The organism is Streptomyces rubradiris, from assembly GCF_016860525.1.
Lineage (GTDB): Bacteria > Actinomycetota > Actinomycetes > Streptomycetales > Streptomycetaceae > Streptomyces > Streptomyces rubradiris.
The window spans coordinates 947501-962635 of record NZ_BNEA01000001.1 but is presented as its reverse complement, the minus strand read 5'-3'; the positions used below and the strand labels follow the sequence as shown (position 1 = coordinate 962635).

11 protein-coding genes and 2 pseudogenes are annotated in these 15135 nt (G+C 73.2%); 7 read left to right on the top strand and 6 right to left on the bottom strand.

The window, feature by feature from the left end; translation table 11 throughout:
• The first annotated feature begins 8 nt into the window (after positions 1 to 8).
• From Srubr_RS04505 to Srubr_RS04495, 4 genes and pseudogenes are all read left to right on the top strand, one after another.
• Positions 9 to 404 (top strand): DUF742 domain-containing protein, encoded by a 396-nt coding sequence (locus Srubr_RS04505; protein ID WP_189996366.1) that lies wholly within the window; start codon positions 9 to 11, stop codon positions 402 to 404.
• A 24-nt stretch (positions 405 to 428) separates the two neighbouring features.
• Positions 429 to 881 (top strand): annotated as a pseudogene (locus Srubr_RS41815) (hydantoinase/oxoprolinase N-terminal domain-containing protein); the annotation flags it as partial.
• 56 nt (positions 882 to 937) lie between these two features.
• Positions 938 to 1891 (top strand): annotated as a pseudogene (locus tag Srubr_RS04500) (hydantoinase B/oxoprolinase family protein); the annotation flags it as partial.
• A complete protein-coding gene (locus tag Srubr_RS04495) occupies positions 1872 to 2477 on the top strand; it encodes a GTP-binding protein (RefSeq protein WP_189996367.1) in 606 nt (201 codons plus the stop codon). The pseudogene Srubr_RS04500 and the gene Srubr_RS04495, both read left to right, overlap by 20 nt.
• Positions 2478 to 2712: 235 nt before the next feature.
• Here Srubr_RS04495 and Srubr_RS04490 read toward each other — a convergent pair whose 3' ends face one another.
• The 3 genes from Srubr_RS04490 to Srubr_RS04480 form a co-directional block, all read right to left on the bottom strand.
• Positions 2713 to 4362 (bottom strand): GGDEF domain-containing protein, encoded by a 1650-nt coding sequence (locus tag Srubr_RS04490; protein ID WP_189996368.1) that lies wholly within the window; start codon positions 4360 to 4362, stop codon positions 2713 to 2715.
• Positions 4363 to 4474: 112 nt separating this feature from the next.
• Positions 4475 to 5665 carry a lipid-transfer protein gene (locus Srubr_RS04485; RefSeq protein ID WP_189996369.1) on the bottom strand — a complete coding sequence of 397 codons (1191 nt, stop codon included), beginning with the start codon at positions 5663 to 5665 and terminating at the stop codon, positions 4475 to 4477.
• A complete protein-coding gene (locus Srubr_RS04480) occupies positions 5662 to 6108 on the bottom strand; it encodes a Zn-ribbon domain-containing OB-fold protein (protein ID WP_189996370.1) in 447 nt (148 codons plus the stop codon). The genes Srubr_RS04485 and Srubr_RS04480 overlap by 4 nt, the downstream gene beginning before the upstream one ends.
• A 224-nt stretch (positions 6109 to 6332) precedes the next feature.
• Between Srubr_RS04480 and Srubr_RS04475 the strand changes: the two genes are divergently transcribed.
• Entirely contained in the window at positions 6333 to 6869 is a 537-nt protein-coding gene (locus Srubr_RS04475) for an NUDIX domain-containing protein (protein WP_189996371.1), read from the top strand.
• A gap of 10 nt (positions 6870 to 6879) precedes the next feature.
• Here Srubr_RS04475 and Srubr_RS04470 read toward each other — a convergent pair whose 3' ends face one another.
• Positions 6880 to 9240: a glycoside hydrolase family 31 protein gene (locus Srubr_RS04470; RefSeq protein ID WP_189996372.1), complete on the bottom strand. Its 2361-nt coding sequence runs from the start codon at positions 9238 to 9240 to the stop codon at positions 6880 to 6882.
• A gap of 213 nt (positions 9241 to 9453) precedes the next feature.
• On the opposite strand from Srubr_RS04470, the gene Srubr_RS04465 reads away from it, so the two are divergent.
• Positions 9454 to 11430, top strand: coding sequence for an acetoacetate--CoA ligase (locus Srubr_RS04465; protein WP_189996373.1), 1977 nt, complete (start codon positions 9454 to 9456; stop codon positions 11428 to 11430).
• 198 nt (positions 11431 to 11628) lie between these two features.
• A complete protein-coding gene (locus Srubr_RS04460) occupies positions 11629 to 12522 on the top strand; it encodes a hypothetical protein (protein ID WP_189996374.1) in 894 nt (297 codons plus the stop codon).
• A 105-nt stretch (positions 12523 to 12627) separates the two neighbouring features.
• On the opposite strand, the gene ptsP is transcribed toward Srubr_RS04460, so the two are convergent.
• The gene (ptsP, locus tag Srubr_RS04455; RefSeq protein WP_189996375.1) at positions 12628 to 14298 is read right to left on the bottom strand and encodes a phosphoenolpyruvate--protein phosphotransferase; all 1671 of its coding nucleotides are present in this window, start codon (positions 14296 to 14298) and stop codon (positions 12628 to 12630) included.
• Positions 14299 to 14373: 75 nt separating this feature from the next.
• Complete coding sequence (locus Srubr_RS04450) at positions 14374 to 14823, bottom strand: PTS sugar transporter subunit IIA (RefSeq protein ID WP_189996376.1); 450 nt, start codon at positions 14821 to 14823, stop codon at positions 14374 to 14376.
• Positions 14824 to 15135: the final 312 nt, after the last annotated feature.

The window sequence follows — 15135 nt, the reverse complement described above, 5'->3', positions numbered from 1 at the left end:
GGGATGGCATGAGCGGAGACGGTCAGGGAAGAAACCACTGGTTCGACGACGAGGCGGGGCCGGTCGTCCGGCCGTACGCCATGACGCGTGGCCGCACCACGAGTGAGGGCCAGCACCGCCTCGACCTGATCGCGGTGGTCGTCACCGAGCTCGACGCCGACGACCCGGAAACGGACCCGACGCTGTCCCCCGAGCACGTGGACATCGTCGGGCTCTGCCGGGACGAGCCCCAGTCGGTCGCCGAACTGGCCGCGGAGCTCGACCTGCCCATCGGCGTCGTCCGCGTGCTCATCGGCGATCTGGTGCACACCGGCCACGTCCATGTGACGCGTCCGGTGCCGCCGGCGGAGCTGCCGGACGAGAGTATTCTGCGCGACGTGATCAACGGCCTCCGGGCGCTGTGACCGGCGCGAGAGCGGGGTAGTGACGTGACTGGCTGGCAGTTCTGGGTCGACCGAGGCGGCACCTTCACGGACATCGTCGCGCGGCGCCCGGACGGCCGGCTGCTCACGCACAAGCTGCTGTCCGACAACCCGGCCCGGTATCCCGACGCCGCCGTGGCCGGGGTGCGCGAACTGCTCGGCGACTCCCAGGAACCCGTCGAGACCGTCCGCATGGGCACCACGGTCGCCACCAACGCCCTGCTGGAACGCAAGGGCGAGCGCACCCTCCTGGTCGTCACCCGGGGCTTCGGGGACGCCCTGCGCATCGCCTACCAGAACCGGCCCCGCATCTTCGCCCGCCGTATCGAGCTGCCCGAACCGCTCCACGAACGGGTCGTGGAGGTGGACGAACGCCTCGCCGCCGACGGCACCGTCCTGCGCGCCCCCGACCTGGACGCCCTGGCCGGCCCGCTCCGGCAGGCGTACGACGACGGGATCCGCGCGCTCGCCGTCGTCTGCCTGCACAGCCACCTCGATCCCGGCCACGAACGCGCGACGTCGTCCAGGCCTATATGCGGCACGTCCAGGACAACGCCGAGGAGGCCGTCCGCCGCGTCATCGACGCCCTGGACGACGGCGAGTACGCCTACGAGACCGACTCCGGTGCCGTCATCCGGGTCACGGTCCGCGTCGACCGCGCCGCACGCCGGGCGACCATCGACTTCACCGGCACCTCCGCGCGACTGGCGACCAACTTCAACGCGCCCCGCGCGGTCGTCGGCGCGGCCGTCCTGTACGTCTTCCGCACCCTGGTCGCCGACGACATCCCGCTCAACGAGGGGTGTCTGCGCCCCCTGGACATCGTGGTGCCGCCCGGCTCCCTGCTCGCTCCCGAGCCGCCGGCCGCCGTCGTCGCCGGCAACGTCGAGACCTCGCAGGCCATCACCGGCGCCCTGTACGCCGCGCTCGGGGTGCAGGCCGAGGGCTCCGGCACCATGAACAACGTCACCTTCGGCAACGAGCGCCACCAGTACTACGCAACCGTCGCCTCCGGTTCCGGCGCCGGCCCGGGTTTCCCCGGCGCCGACGTGGTCCAGACCCATATGACCAACTCCCGGCTCACCGACCCGGAGGTCCTGGAGTGGCGGCTGCCGGTGCGGCTGGAGGAGTTCACCGTCCGGCGGGGGAGCGGCGGCGCCGGGCGCCGGCGCGGCGGTGACGGTGCCGTGCGCCGCATCCGCTTCCTGGAGCCGATGACCGTCTCGACGCTCTCCCAGCACCGCCGGGTGCCCCCGTACGGCATGGCCGGCGGCGCACCCGGAGCGCTCGGCGCCAACCGGGTGGAGCGGACCGACGGCACGGTCACCGACCTCGGCGGGAGCGGCTCGGCCGACGACGGCCCCGGAGACGTACTCGTCATCGAAACCCCCGGTGGCGGCGGCTACGGCCGACCGTCGCCCGACCCCCATCAAGCAGGAGAAGAGATCGATGATCTTCGGGCGTTCTGAGCGCGGCAAGCCCCCGGTCGAGCCCGTCACGCTCAAGATCCTGGTGGCCGGCGGCTTCGGCGTGGGCAAGACGACCCTCGTCGGCGCGGTCAGCGAGATCAGACCGTTGCGCACCGAGGAGCTGCTCACCGAGGCCGGGCGGCCGGTCGACGACATCAGCGGTGTGGAGGGCAAGCACACCACCACGGTGGCCATGGACTTCGGCCGCATCACCCTGCGCGAGAACCTGGTGCTCTACCTCTTCGGCACACCCGGGCAGGAACGGTTCTGGTTCATGTGGGACGAGCTGTCCGAGGGCGCCCTCGGTGCCGTCGTCCTCGCCGACACCCGCCGCCTGGAGGACTGCTTCGCCGCCGTCGACTACTTCGAGCGGCGTTCCATACCCTTCGTCGTCGGCGTCAACTGCTTCGAGGGCGCCGCGCGGTACCCCGCCGAGGCCGTCCGCCAGGCGCTGGACCTGGACGACGGCGTGCCCCTGCTGCTGTGCGACGCCCGGGACCGGGAGTCGGTCAAGGAGGTGCTCATCGGCCTCGTCCGGCACGCGATGGCGCACTCGGCCGAACGCCGCCGGGCCGCCGTCGGCTGACCGCCTCCTGCGCCACCCGTCCGCGGACACGGCCCGTACCCCCGCCGACCGGGGTACGGGCCGTGCGACAGGACAGACCCGTGCCCTGGTGCCGGATAACACCGAAAATGTACGGCGATGTCGTCTGACACCGGGAAGTTTTCACCGGTGCCGCAGGGCCGTCAAGGCTGTGGACGGCGACGGTGTCACCGGCCCGCCGGCCGCATGCCGGCCGCGCATGTGCTCTGACGGCCGTTCACCGCTGTGGCTCGGCGGCCGCGAACCCGGTCTGCGCGGGGGCCGGTCCGGGAATGCCGCGCCGGACCTCGTGGCCGGGCAGCCCGGCCCGGCCGAGCACCCAGCTCGCGCCGTGCAGCGCCTTGGCCGCCTTCTTCAGCGGGGCGAGCCGGGCGGCGGCCTGGTGGTGGTCGCCAACGCTGCCCGGAGCGCAGACGACGGTGGCCAGGGACAGCGTGACCGGCCGTCCGCCCGCCGTCCAGGACGCGTCCAGTACGGCCGCCACCAGCGGATCGAGCGCCTCCTCGTCGGCCAGCACCAGGAAGTCGTCCCCGCCGATGTGCCCCACCGGCGCCTGCCCCGCCGCCCGCTGGAGCGCACCGCCGACCGCCCGGATCAGCTCGTCGCCCGCGGCGAACCCGGCCCCGTCGTTGACCTGCTTGAAGTGGTCGATGTCCAGCCAGCTGAGCGCGAACGCCCGCCCCTCGGCGATCCGCCGGTCCACCTCGCTCACGATCGCGTCCGAACCGGGCAGCCTGGTCAGCGGGTTGAGCCCGGCCGCCTCCTCCACCCGGCTCTCGGCCAGCGCCCGCACCAGGTCCGCCAGCCGTACGGTTCCCACGCACCGGCCCTCTTCGTCCACCACCGCCACATCGTCCGAGGTCCGGTCCCGGCCGCCGACCGCCACCACGTCCAGCACCTCCCAGGCGGTCGCGTCCACCCCGACCGTGCGAGGCGTGTCGCCCAGCTTGTGCGCCGGCCGGTCGGCGTACAGGGCGTGTCCGTAGCGGGTGGACATCGACAGCAGGAACCGCGAGCGGTGCACCGACCGGACGGGCCGCCCGGCCGGGTCCACCAGCAGCACCCCGGACACGTCCGGGGAACCGGTCAGCAGGGCCCGCACCCGCTCCGCCGAGGCGGACAGCGGCAGTACGGCGGCGGGCCGCACGAACTCGCGCACCGACGGCCCGGGACGGGGCGCGGTCAGGGCACCGGGCGCGAGGGACGGTACGTACACGTCCACGGCGGGAATCCGGGCCGGCGGCGCGAACAGCTCGCCCTGTGCCAGTTGCGCCCCGGCCGCGAGGGCCGCCGCGCACTGGTGCTCGGTCTCCACGCCCTCCACCGCCACCAGGGCGCCCAGTTCCTCGCACAGCGTCCGCATCGCCCGTACCGCGGCCGGCCGCGCCAGCAGCGAGGCGTCGAGCTTGACCAGGCCGGGGGAGAGGTCGGTGAGCAGCCTGAGCGGTACGTCGCCGTCCCCGATGCCGTCCGCGCTGATCCGGAACCCCTGCTCGCGCAGCGCGGCGACCGCCTCCAGCAGGGCCCGGTGCGGTACGTGCGTGTAGGGCGGGACGATGTCGAGCGTCACCTCCCAGGGCATGCGCCCCGCGCCGCGCACGGCGTCGTGCAGCGGGGCGAGGCCGCCGAGGTCGGCGAGCGTGGCCGCGAACACGTTCAGGTGCAGCGGCAGCAGCGTCTCCTTGCGCGCCGCCGCGCGGAACGCCAGCACGGCCAGCCTGCCGTCCAGTTCCGGGTCGCGGCGGGCCTCGGCCAGGATGTCGCCGGTTTCCGGGCGGGCGAGTGTCTCCAGGGCGGCGACCGCGCCCGTCCTCAGGTTGACCACCGGCTGGAAGGCGAAGCGGAGAGTATCCGTCCAGGAGTGCACGGGAGCATGATGTGCACCGCCCGCGCACGCCCGCGCTCAGTTCATGAGACGTTCACGCAGGATTCCGTGGCGGTCACACCGGGTGGTCCGCCCCGCGTCGGCCGGGCCGCGCTCACCGCACGGCGATCACCGAGGACCCGTGTCCGAACAGCCCCTGGTTGGCGGTGACGCCCACCCGCGCCCCGGCGACCTGGCGTCCGCCCGCCGTCCCTCTCAACTGCCAGGTCAGCTCGCACACCTGGGCGATCGCCTGGGCCGGTACGGCCTCTCCGAAGGAGGCCAGCCCCCCGCTGGTGTTCACCGGTGTCCGGCCGCCCGGCGCGGTCGCGCCCTCCCGGAGCAGCCTCGCGCCCTCGCCCTCGGCGCACAGCCCCAGGTCCTCGTACCACTGCAGCTCCAGCGCGGTCGACAGGTCGTACACCTCCGCCAGGGACAGGTCCCCGGGGCCGATGCCCGCCTCCTCGTACGCGGACCGGGCGATGGAGGCCCGGAACGTCTCGGCCGGGGGCGCCACCGAGACCGCGGAGTCCGTGGCGATGTCCGGCAGGTCCAACACCGTGTTCGGGAAGCGGGGGGTCACCGTGGAGACCGCCCGGATGCGCACCGGCCGGGCGGCGCCGTGTCGGCGGGCGAAGTCCAGGCTCGTCAGCACCAGGGCGGCCCCGCCGTCGGAGGTGGCGCAGATGTCCAGCAGCCGCAGCGGGTCGGCGACCACCGCGGAGGCGGCCACCTCCTCGGCGGTGACCCGCTTGCGGTAGCGGGCGTACGGGTTGAGCGCCCCCAGGGCCGCGTTCTTCACCTTGACCAGCGCGAAGTCCTCGGGCGTGTCTCCGTGCAGTGCCATCCGCCGTCGCGCGTACAGCCCGAAGTACGCGGGATTCGTCGCGCCGAGCAGGCGGAAGCGCAGCCAGTCGGGGTCGTCGGGGCGGTCCCCGCCCGCGGGCCGGAAGAATCCCTTGGGGGCCGCGTCCGCGCCCACCACCAGGACGGCGTCCGCGAGACCGGCGAGGATCTGCGCGCGGGCCGTGGCGATGGCCTGGGCCCCGGACGCGCACGCCGCGTACACGCTGGCCACCCTGGCGCCCTGCCAGCCCAGGGCCTTGGCGAACGTGGCTCCCGCGACATACCCGGGATAGCCGCCGCGCACGGTGTCCGCGCCCACCACGGAGCCTATGTCCCGCCAGTCCAGGCCCGCGTCCGCGAGCGCCGCGCGGGCCGCGGCCGTCCCGTACTCCACGAAGCCGCGCCCCCACTTGCCCCATGGGTGCATGCCCGCACCGAGCACCGCCACATCGGCCGTCACTCCGTCACCCCCGTCGGCCGCCACCGCCAGACCGTCCAGGCCGTCTCCGCGTCCTCGTACAGCACGCCGGGGACGGCCTCCACCTCCATGCCCACCGTCAGACCGGCGACGGTGACCCCGGGAGCCGCCTGCCCCAGCACCACGATCCGCTCGGCCGCCAGCTCCGCCGCGATCAACGCGTACGGCTCCCACGGAAGTTCCGGATTACTCACATAGGGTGACGGAGGCCGGTAACGGCTGTCGGTATACGACCAGATGCGCCCCTTTCGTGACAACGGAATCTCCTCCAGGGAGCCGCCCGCGCAGTGCGGATTGCGGCAGTGGACGTCCTCGCGCGGGAAGAAGACCGAGGCGCAAGCCGAGCAGCGGGTGCCCAGGAGGCGGAAGCCGTCGCCCTCGCCGGTGAACCAGCCGGCGACCGCCGGTGTGCGGGTGTGTGACAAGACGCCTCCCCGGGAAGGGATCTGACGGATCGTCAGAAGTGTGCCACGGGCAGCCGGAAATGGGCAGGCCCGAGCGGTGAACCGCAAGGCCCCGGACGGCGTCGTGTTACAGCGGGGGCGGCCGGGACCGACGGGGGTGATCCCGGCCGCCACTTCCCGATCCGCCCGTTCCTGACGGCTCACTGCCGGAACGCGTCCCTCCCGTGATCGGATACAGTCCGCGCGTGTCCGAAACTCAACAACCCACTGTCAATTCCGCGCCGGACTCCCACTGTTCGAGCTGCGGAGCGCCCTTTGGAGAGGGCATCTCCGGCTGGCCGCGCACCTGCCCGTCCTGCGGAACCGTGGCCTACCGCAACCCGCTGCCGGTCGCCATCGCGCTCCAGCCCGTGTACGACACCCAGGGCACGGCCCTGGTCGTCATCACCCGCACCGTCGCACCCGCGCGCGGAGGAACCGCCCTGCCCGGCGGCTACATCGACGACCGCGAGGACTGGAAGCAGGCCGTCGTCCGCGAACTCAAGGAAGAGACCGGCATCGACGCGGCCGCCCGTGACGTACGGCTCGTGGACGCCATGAGCGCGCCCGACGGGCACCTGCTGCTGTTCGGGCTGCTGCCGGAACGCCCGGCCGACGGGCTGCCGGCCTCCGGCCCCACCGACGAGACCGAGGGATGGCACCTGCTGCGCAGGCCCGAGGAACTCGCCTTCCCGCTGCACACAGCGGCCGTCAAAGCCTGGTTCGAGGGCCGCTACGTGTGAGCCGGGCGGTTCAGCCCAGCCCGCGCACGCGCACCGGGTAGGGCGGCTCGGCCGCGCCGTCCTCCCGCTCCCGGGTCACCACCACCCGTCCGTCCCGCTCGCGGGCGGCATACCGCTCGATCTCCGGCTCGTCCCACCCGTCGCCCGCGTCCGGCACCACCAGACCGCCCCCGGTCCGCCCGCGCGCGGGCGCCCACACCTCCAGCTCCAGCCCGCCGTCGGCGCCCCGCACGGGCAGCACCGACCCCGCGCGCGCGAAAACCGGTACCCGGGACAGCGGCGCGTCGACCACGACCCGCGCCGGCCCCTCGTAGGCCTCCTCCGTCACCGTGTCGTACCAGCGGCCCCGCGGCAGCCGCACCGCACGCCGGCCGGCACCGGGCTCCAGCACCGGCGCCACCAGAAGGCCGTCGCCCAGCAGGAACGCGTCCTCGCAGTCGCGCAGCGCCCGGTCCTCCGGCGAGCCCCACCACAGCGGCCGCGCATACGGCGCCCCGGTCCGCCGGGCCAGATGCGCCAGCGTCACGAAGTACGGCAGCAGCCGCCGGCGTTCCAGCAGCGCCACACGCGCGTGCCCCAGCACCTCGGCACCGAACTCCCACGGCTCCCGGCGCCCCGCCCGCGGACCCGCGTAGGTCCGGAACAACGGCAGATACGCGCCCAGCTGGAACCAGCGCAGATACAGCTCCGGCGACGGACCGCCGTCGGCACCGCCCACGTCCGCACCCGAGTACGGCACCCCGCACAGCCCCAGCCCCAGCACCAGCGACAGCGACGCCCGCAGCCCCGGCCAGCCCGTCGCCACGCCCCCCGCCCACGTGCCGCCGTACCGCTGCGACCCCGCCCAGCCCGAACGGGAGAGCACGAAGGGCCGCTCCCCGGGAGCCAGCTCGCGCAGCCCCTCGTAGGCCGCCCGCGCCATGCACAGCGCGTACACGTTGTGCGCCTCCCGGTGGTCACCGCCGCGCCCCTCCAGGGCGTGCCGGGCCGAACGCGGCAGCGTCGGCTCACCGAAGGCGCCGAACGACGTCGGCTCGTTCATGTCGTGCCAGAACCCCGCGAAGCCCTGCCCCAGCCGCTCCTCGTAGAGCCCGCCCCACCACGCGCGCACGCGCGCGTGCGTGAAGTCCGGGAAGACCGACTCGCCCGCACACGTGAGACCCTCCACCGTGCGGCCCCGCGCGTCCCGCACGAACGCGTCCTCGGCGGCGCCGCCGTCGTACACGGCTTCGCCCGGTTCCGCCCGCACCGCCGGGTCCACGACCGACACCAGCCGGATCCCGTCCCGGCGCAACTCCTCCGCCAGCACCGGAAGCTTGGGGAAACGTTCCTGGTCGACGGTGAACACCCGGTGGCCGTCGTAGTGGCCGGCACCGAGGTGCACGGCGTCCAGCGGCAGCCCCCGCTCATGATGGCCGGCGACGATCCGGCGCACCTCCTGCTCGCTGCCGGAGCCCCACCGCGCGTGCTGGTACCCCAGGGCCCACGCGGGCGGCAGCGCGGGCGCCCCGGTCAGCGAGGCCCACGTGTACAGCACGCGCGCGGGCGTGCCCACCACCACCCAGCAGCGCAGCGGGCCGCCGTCCATGTGCACCTCGCAGCGCCCCGCCCGGTCGTGCCCGGACCCGGCACCCTCCGCACCCTCCCGCAGCACCACCGCACCGTCCCAAGTGGTGTCGTGGAACACCAGGTGCGTGCCCGCGTCCGCCACCACCAGCTGCACCGGCATGGTGAGATACAGCGGATCGTCACCCGGCCCGAACGCCCGGCCCGGATCGGTGTTCCACAGCCGGTACCTGCCGTCCCGCAGCCGCGGACCGGACGCCCGCCCGCCCAGCCCGAAGAACCGGGCGTCCGCCGCCACCTCCGACCGCTGCACCCACCGCGCCGCACCCCCGCCCACCGGCTCCCACCAGCGCGGCGGCAGCTCCCGCCGCAGCACCACCCCGCCCGGCGTGCACACCTGCACCGCGCCGTGCCGCGACACGACCACCGTCACCCGCTCGGCCACCACCCGCCAGCCGCCGTCCTTGTCCGGCTCCAGCACCGCCCGCGGATCCGGCTCCGGACCACTCCCGGCCAGCGCGTACGACGGCAGCGCGCCCGCCCCGTCCCACCCCCAGAACACCGCTCCGTTCGCCGCCACCACGATCCGCAGCTCGGAACGGCCGAACCGGATCAGACCGCCGCCCGGACCCGGCTCCACGTCCCGCACCTGGCCCGGCACCCGGGCCCGCTCGGGCCCCCGCCGCGGCAGCCCCACCGCGTCGATACGCCGCCTGCGCCACGCGGCCCGCACGGTGCGCAACCCCCGAGCCGCCCTCCCCGAACCGACCACACTCACCGAACGCACCAGGTCACGACCGTCCATGCTGCTCACCCTGCCACTGAGCGCCCCACACGCGCGTGGCGTTCAACTGCCGTTCACCCGTGCTCGGGCCACATCTTCACGACACCGACTATGTGGGGCGAACCCTGGTGTAGAAGTCGATCACATGGCATCGTCCGTGTCAGCCGCGTCACGCGCACACCCCAGCCCGTGCGCGGACCGACGCACACGACGCGCACAGCCCGGGAGCCTCCCATGTCGACCGCGAACCCCCAGCCGCTCTGGCAGCCCGATCCCGAGCGGATCGCCAAGGCCCGCATCACCCGGTTCCAGGCATGGGCCGCCGAACACCACGGCGCCCCCGCCGAGGGCGGCTACCCGGCCCTGCACCGGTGGTCCGTCGACCAGCTCGACACCTTCTGGAAAGCCGTCACGGAGTGGTTCGACGTACGCTTCTCCACCCCCTACGCGCGCGTGCTCGACGACCGAGCCATGCCCGGCGCCCGGTGGTTCCCCGGTGCCACCCTCAACTACGCCGAACACGCCCTGCGCGCCGCGGCCGACCGCGCCGGCGAACCCGCCCTCCTGTGCGTGGACGAGACCCACGAACCCCGCCCGGTGACCTGGTCCGAGCTGCGCCGCCAGGTCGGCTCCCTCGCCGCCGGACTCCGCGCGCTCGGCGTACGCCCCGGCGACCGCGTCAGCGGCTACCTCCCCAACATCCCGCAGGCCGTCGTCGCCCTCCTCGCCAGCGCCGCCGTCGGCGCCGTATGGACCTCCTGCGCCCCCGACTTCGGCGCCCGCAGCGTCCTCGACCGCTTCCAGCAGGTCGAACCCGTCGTCCTGTTCACCGTCGACGGCTACCGCTACGGCGGCAAGGAACACGACCGCCGCGAGATCGTCGCCGAACTGCGCCGCGAACTGCCCACCCTGCGCGCCGTCGTCCACGTCCCGCTGCTCGGCACCGAAGCCCCCGAAGGTGCCCTCGAATGGTCGGCGCTGACCGCCGGGGACACCGAGCCGGTCTACGAACAGGTCCCCTTCGACCACCCGCTGTGGGTGCTGTACTCCTCCGGCACGACCGGCCTGCCCAAGGCCATCGTCCAGTCGCAGGGCGGCATCCTGGTCGAACACCTCAAACAGCTCGGCCTGCACTGCGACCTCGGTCCCGGGGACCGGTTCTTCTGGTACACCTCGACCGGCTGGATGATGTGGAACTTCCTCGTCTCCGGCCTCCTCACGGGCACCACGATCGTCCTGTACGACGGCAGCCCCGGCCACCCGGACACCGGCGCCCAGTGGCGGATCGCCGAACGCACCGGGGCCACCCTCTACGGCACCTCCGCCGCCTACGTCATGGCCTGCCGCAAGGCCGGCGTCCACCCCGCCCGCGACTACGACCTGTCCAGGGTCGACTGCGTCGCCACCACCGGCTCCCCGCTGCCGCCCGACGGCTTCCGCTGGCTGCACGACGAGTTCGCCGAGAGCGGGGCCGACCTGTGGATCGCCTCCGTCAGCGGCGGCACGGACGTCTGCTCCTGCTTCGCCGGCGCCGTACCCACCCTGCCCGTGTACACCGGCGAGCTCCAGGCACCCGCCCTCGGCACCGACCTGCACTCCTGGGACCCGAGCGGCCGGCCCCTCGTGGACGAGGTCGGCGAACTGGTCGTCACCCAGCCCATGCCGTCCATGCCGATCCACTTCTGGAACGACCCCGACGGCAGCCGCTACCACCACAGCTACTTCGACACCTACCCCGGCGTCTGGCGCCACGGCGACTGGATCACCCTCACCTCCCGGGGCTCCGTGATCATCCACGGCCGCTCCGACTCCACCCTCAACCGGCAGGGCGTGCGCATGGGTTCGGCCGACATCTACGAGGTCGTCGAACGCCTGCCAGAGATCAGGGAATCGCTCGTCATCGGCGTCGAACAGCCCGACGGCGGCTACTGGATGCCGCTGTTCGTGCACCTCGCACCGGACGCCGTCCTGGACGAGAACCTCCTGAACCGCGTCAAGCAGGCCATCCGCGAACAGCTCTCACCCCGGCACGTCCCCGACGAGATCATCGAGGTCCCCGGCATCCCGCACACCCTCACCGGCAAGCGCATCGAGGTCCCGGTCAAGCGCCTCCTGCAAGGCACCCCCCTGGACAAGGCGGTCAACCCCGGCTCCATCGACAACCTCGCCCTGCTCGCCTTCTACGAGGAACTGGCCCGCAAGCGCGCCTGACCCACCGGAACCTCACCCTCCGCACAGGCCCCGGACCCCGCCGAACCCCACCGCGGCGTCCGGGACCCACCCACCCGCACCAGCTACGACCTGGGAAGACACCCCCATACCCCCGGTCCGCGAACGCCGGCGGGCAGCCGTTGTCAGTGCCGACCGTTACGGTGAGTGAGCATTGATCGACCGCGCATTGGGGGAATCATGGCGCACACCGACCACCAGACCCTGCGACGCGTCCTGCGCCGCGAGATCGCCGGCACCATCGGCGTCCTCACCGACGACCACGACTTCCGCGCCATGCGGCGCTACCGCAGCTTCACCTTCGACGACCACACGACATACCTCCGGCAACTGGAGACGGTCCTGAAAGCCCGCGACGCACAGGGCAGCCACACCACACTCGCCCTGTTCGACCCGGAGGACTACGCCGCGTACTGCGCCGACACCGGACTCGACCCGGACGCCCCGGCCAGCCGCAGCCGCTTCACCGCACAGCTCGCGGCCACCGGCCCCACCATTCCCTACGACGGCCGCCCGCTCACCGACCTCCTGCCCCAGCTCGTGGACGAAGCCGTACGCCAGGCCACCTGGGAATACGCCACCACCCTCCTCACCCGCCTGGGCCCCTGCCCGACCTGCGGCGAGGACATCGGCAGGGCCGCCTTCACCCGCGCCTCCGAACTCCTCGTCCGCATCCTCGACACCGCCCCGCCCGGCGAGAGGCACCTCGTCTGCACCGTCTCCAGGCCACCGGACACCCTCGTCTCCGTCCTGCACGGCGACCAGGACGGCACCGGCGCGACCCGCCTGGACGAGGCGGAGGCCCTGGAGTTCACCAGCGTCCTCGCCCTCGGACTGGCCACCCGCAGCCCCGGCGGACTCGTCATCCGCACCAGCGCCGCCGGCGCCGCCGACCGCGTCTACGGCTGGCGACTGCGCGGCGGCGCCCTCGAACCCCTGACGGCCGCGGAAGTCTTCGACGCCTACTGCACCGACGTCGAATCCGGCGACCTCATCCCACCCGAGTCCGGCGTCGACTACGGCGCACCCCCGGACCTCGGAGACGACGGCACGGCAGCGGCCCACCGCCACTGACACACCGGGCACCGCCACAGCAACGGCAGGGGCGCCCCGCCCGAAGGCAGGACGCCCCTGACCGACGGCACCCGAAGGCACCGGCACGGCTACGGCACCGGCCGGCTACTCACCGGACAGCACCGCCTGGGCCGCGGCGCGCGCCTCCTCGGCGCTGTCCGCCGCACGCGCCGCCGCCGCGGCCCGCTCGCACTGCGCCAGCGTGTACTTCGCCAGCGTGGCGCGGACATACGGAATCGACGCCGACCCCATGGACAGGGAGGTGACACCCAGACCGGTCAGCACACAGGCCAGCAGCGGATCGGACGCGGCCTCACCGCACACCCCGCAGCTCTTGCCCTCGGCCTGCGCCGCCTCGGCCGACAGCGCCACCAGGTCGAGCAGCGCCGGCTGCCACGGGTCCTGCAGCCGCGACACCGCACCCACCTGCCGGTCCGCCGCGAACGTGTACTGCGCGAGGTCGTTGGTGCCCAGCGACAGGAACTCGACCTCCCGCAGGATCGAACGCGCCCGCAGCGCGGCCGACGGGATCTCGACCATCGCACCGAACTTGGCCTGGAGCCCCGCCTCCCGGCAGGCGTCCGCGAACGCCTTGGCGTCCCGGCGGTCCGCCACCATGGGCGCCATCACCTCTAGGTGGACCGGCAGCCCCTCGGCGGCCTTCGCCAGCGCGGTCAGCTGGGTACGCAGCACCTCCGGGTGGTCGAGCAGCGTCCGCAGGCCCCGCACACCCAGCGCCGGGTTCGGCTCGTCCGCCGGCGTCAGGAAGTCCAGCGGCTTGTCCGCGCCCGCGTCCAGCACCCGCACGACCACACGACCCTCGGGGAACGCCTCCAGCACCTGCCGGTAGGCCTCCACCTGCTTCTCCTCGGAAGGAGCCTTCTTGCTGTCGTCCAGGAACAGGAACTCGGTACGGAACAGACCGACGCCCTCGGCACCCGCCTCGACCGCCGCCGCCACATCCGCCGGCCCGCCCACGTTGGCCAGCAGCGGCACCTTGTGCCCGTCCGCGGTCACACCGGGACCCGTCGAGGCGGCCAGCGCCGCCTTGCGCTCGGCAGCCGCTGCCGAAAGCTGTGCCTTCTTCTCCTCGCTGGGGCTGACGAAGACATCGCCGGTGCTGCCGTCCACGGCGACCACCGTGCCCTCGGCCAGCTCACCGGCGCCCGGCAGCGCCACGACGGCCGGCACCCCCAGCGCCCGCGCCAGAATCGCGCTGTGGCTGGTCGGACCGCCCTCCTCGGTCACGAAACCGAGCACGAGGGAGGGGTCCAGCAACGCCGTGTCGGCCGGGGCCAGGTCCCGGGCCACGAGTACATAGGGCTGGTCGCTGTCCGGGACACCCGGCATCGGCACGCCCAGCAGCCGCGCGACGATACGGTTCCGCACGTCGTCCAGGTCCGCCACGCGCCCCGCGAGGTACTCACCGGCACCGGCCAGCAGTTCCCGGTACGCCGCGAACGCGTCGTAGACCGCGCGCTCCGCGGTGCTGCCGACGGCGATCCGCCGGTCCACGTCCGCCATCAGCTCGGGGTCCTGGGCCATCATGGCCTGCGCTTCGAGCACGGCCTGGGCCTCGCCGCCCGCCAGGTTGCCGCGCGCCATCAGATCGGCGGCCACGGCGTCCACGGCCTGCCGGGCGCGCCCCTGCTCCCGCTCGGCGTCCTCGGCGGGGATCTGCTTGGCCGGCGGCTCCAGCACCGCCGTGCCCATGTGCCGAACCTCGCCGATCGCCACGCCATGGCTCACGCCGACGCCTCGCAGCGTTGTCTCCATCTCACCCGTCTCCGATAGTGCGGCGGGTCCCGCCGCGGTGGTTGTCCTGTGCGCCGCTCTGGGACGGCCCGGCCGTCAGTTCCAGGAGAAGAGGCTGTCGCCGGTCTTCACGTCACCACTGTCACGCAGTTCGGAGAGGGACTCGGCAGTGGCTTCCAGGGCGACGACCGGGCACACCGGGGACTTGCCGGCGGCCTCGACGGCGGCCGGGTTCCAGCGGACCACGGCCTGACCGCGGGTGACCTTGTCCCCCTTGTTGACGAGCAGCTCGAAGCCCTCGCCATTGAGCTGCACCGTGTCGATGCCGAGGTGGGTGAGCACCCCGTGGCCGCTCTCGTCGACGACGACGAACGCGTGCGGGTGCAGGGAGACGATGACGCCGTCCACGGGCGCCACCGCCTCGGAGGCCTCGCGCACGGGATCGATCGCGGTACCCGGGCCGACCATGGCCCCGGAGAAGACCGGGTCCGGCACTGCGGCCAGTCCGATGGCCCGTCCAGCGAGAGGGGACGTCACGGTGGTCATGGGAAGCCTCCCAAGGAGTGGAGCTGCTCGCGGGCCGTCACCGCCTGTCCCGGACGGCGCACTGAGCAGCAGCGTATGTCAAATGAACTGGCGGTTCCGGATAGAAGCTACCAGCTAGTGGTCTAGACCACCAACCAAGGCGATTTGCATGGCCTTCAAGGGCGCGTGTACAGTCGTAACCCTGCTCGGGGCAGAGAGGCACGAAACAGTGCCCAGCCCCTGGCGGAAACCAAACTCATCAGATCCTGATCTCTGGATCTTCTTCTGCGTGCTCGCAGGAGGGTGGTCAGAGAGACGGAAAAACCCTGGTAG

Coding starts and splice junctions, on each gene's coding strand:
- Srubr_RS04505 (WP_189996366.1), top strand. CDS start 9: ATGAGCGGAGACGGTCAGGGAAGAAACCACTGGTTCGACGACGAGGCG.
- Srubr_RS04495 (WP_189996367.1), top strand. CDS start 1,872: ATGATCTTCGGGCGTTCTGAGCGCGGCAAGCCCCCGGTCGAGCCCGTC.
- Srubr_RS04470 (WP_189996372.1), bottom strand. CDS start 9,240: ATGGACGGTCGTGACCTGGTGCGTTCGGTGAGTGTGGTCGGTTCGGGG.
- Srubr_RS04465 (WP_189996373.1), top strand. CDS start 9,454: ATGTCGACCGCGAACCCCCAGCCGCTCTGGCAGCCCGATCCCGAGCGG.
- Srubr_RS04460 (WP_189996374.1), top strand. CDS start 11,629: ATGGCGCACACCGACCACCAGACCCTGCGACGCGTCCTGCGCCGCGAG.
- ptsP (WP_189996375.1), bottom strand. CDS start 14,298: ATGGAGACAACGCTGCGAGGCGTCGGCGTGAGCCATGGCGTGGCGATC.
- Srubr_RS04450 (WP_189996376.1), bottom strand. CDS start 14,823: ATGACCACCGTGACGTCCCCTCTCGCTGGACGGGCCATCGGACTGGCC.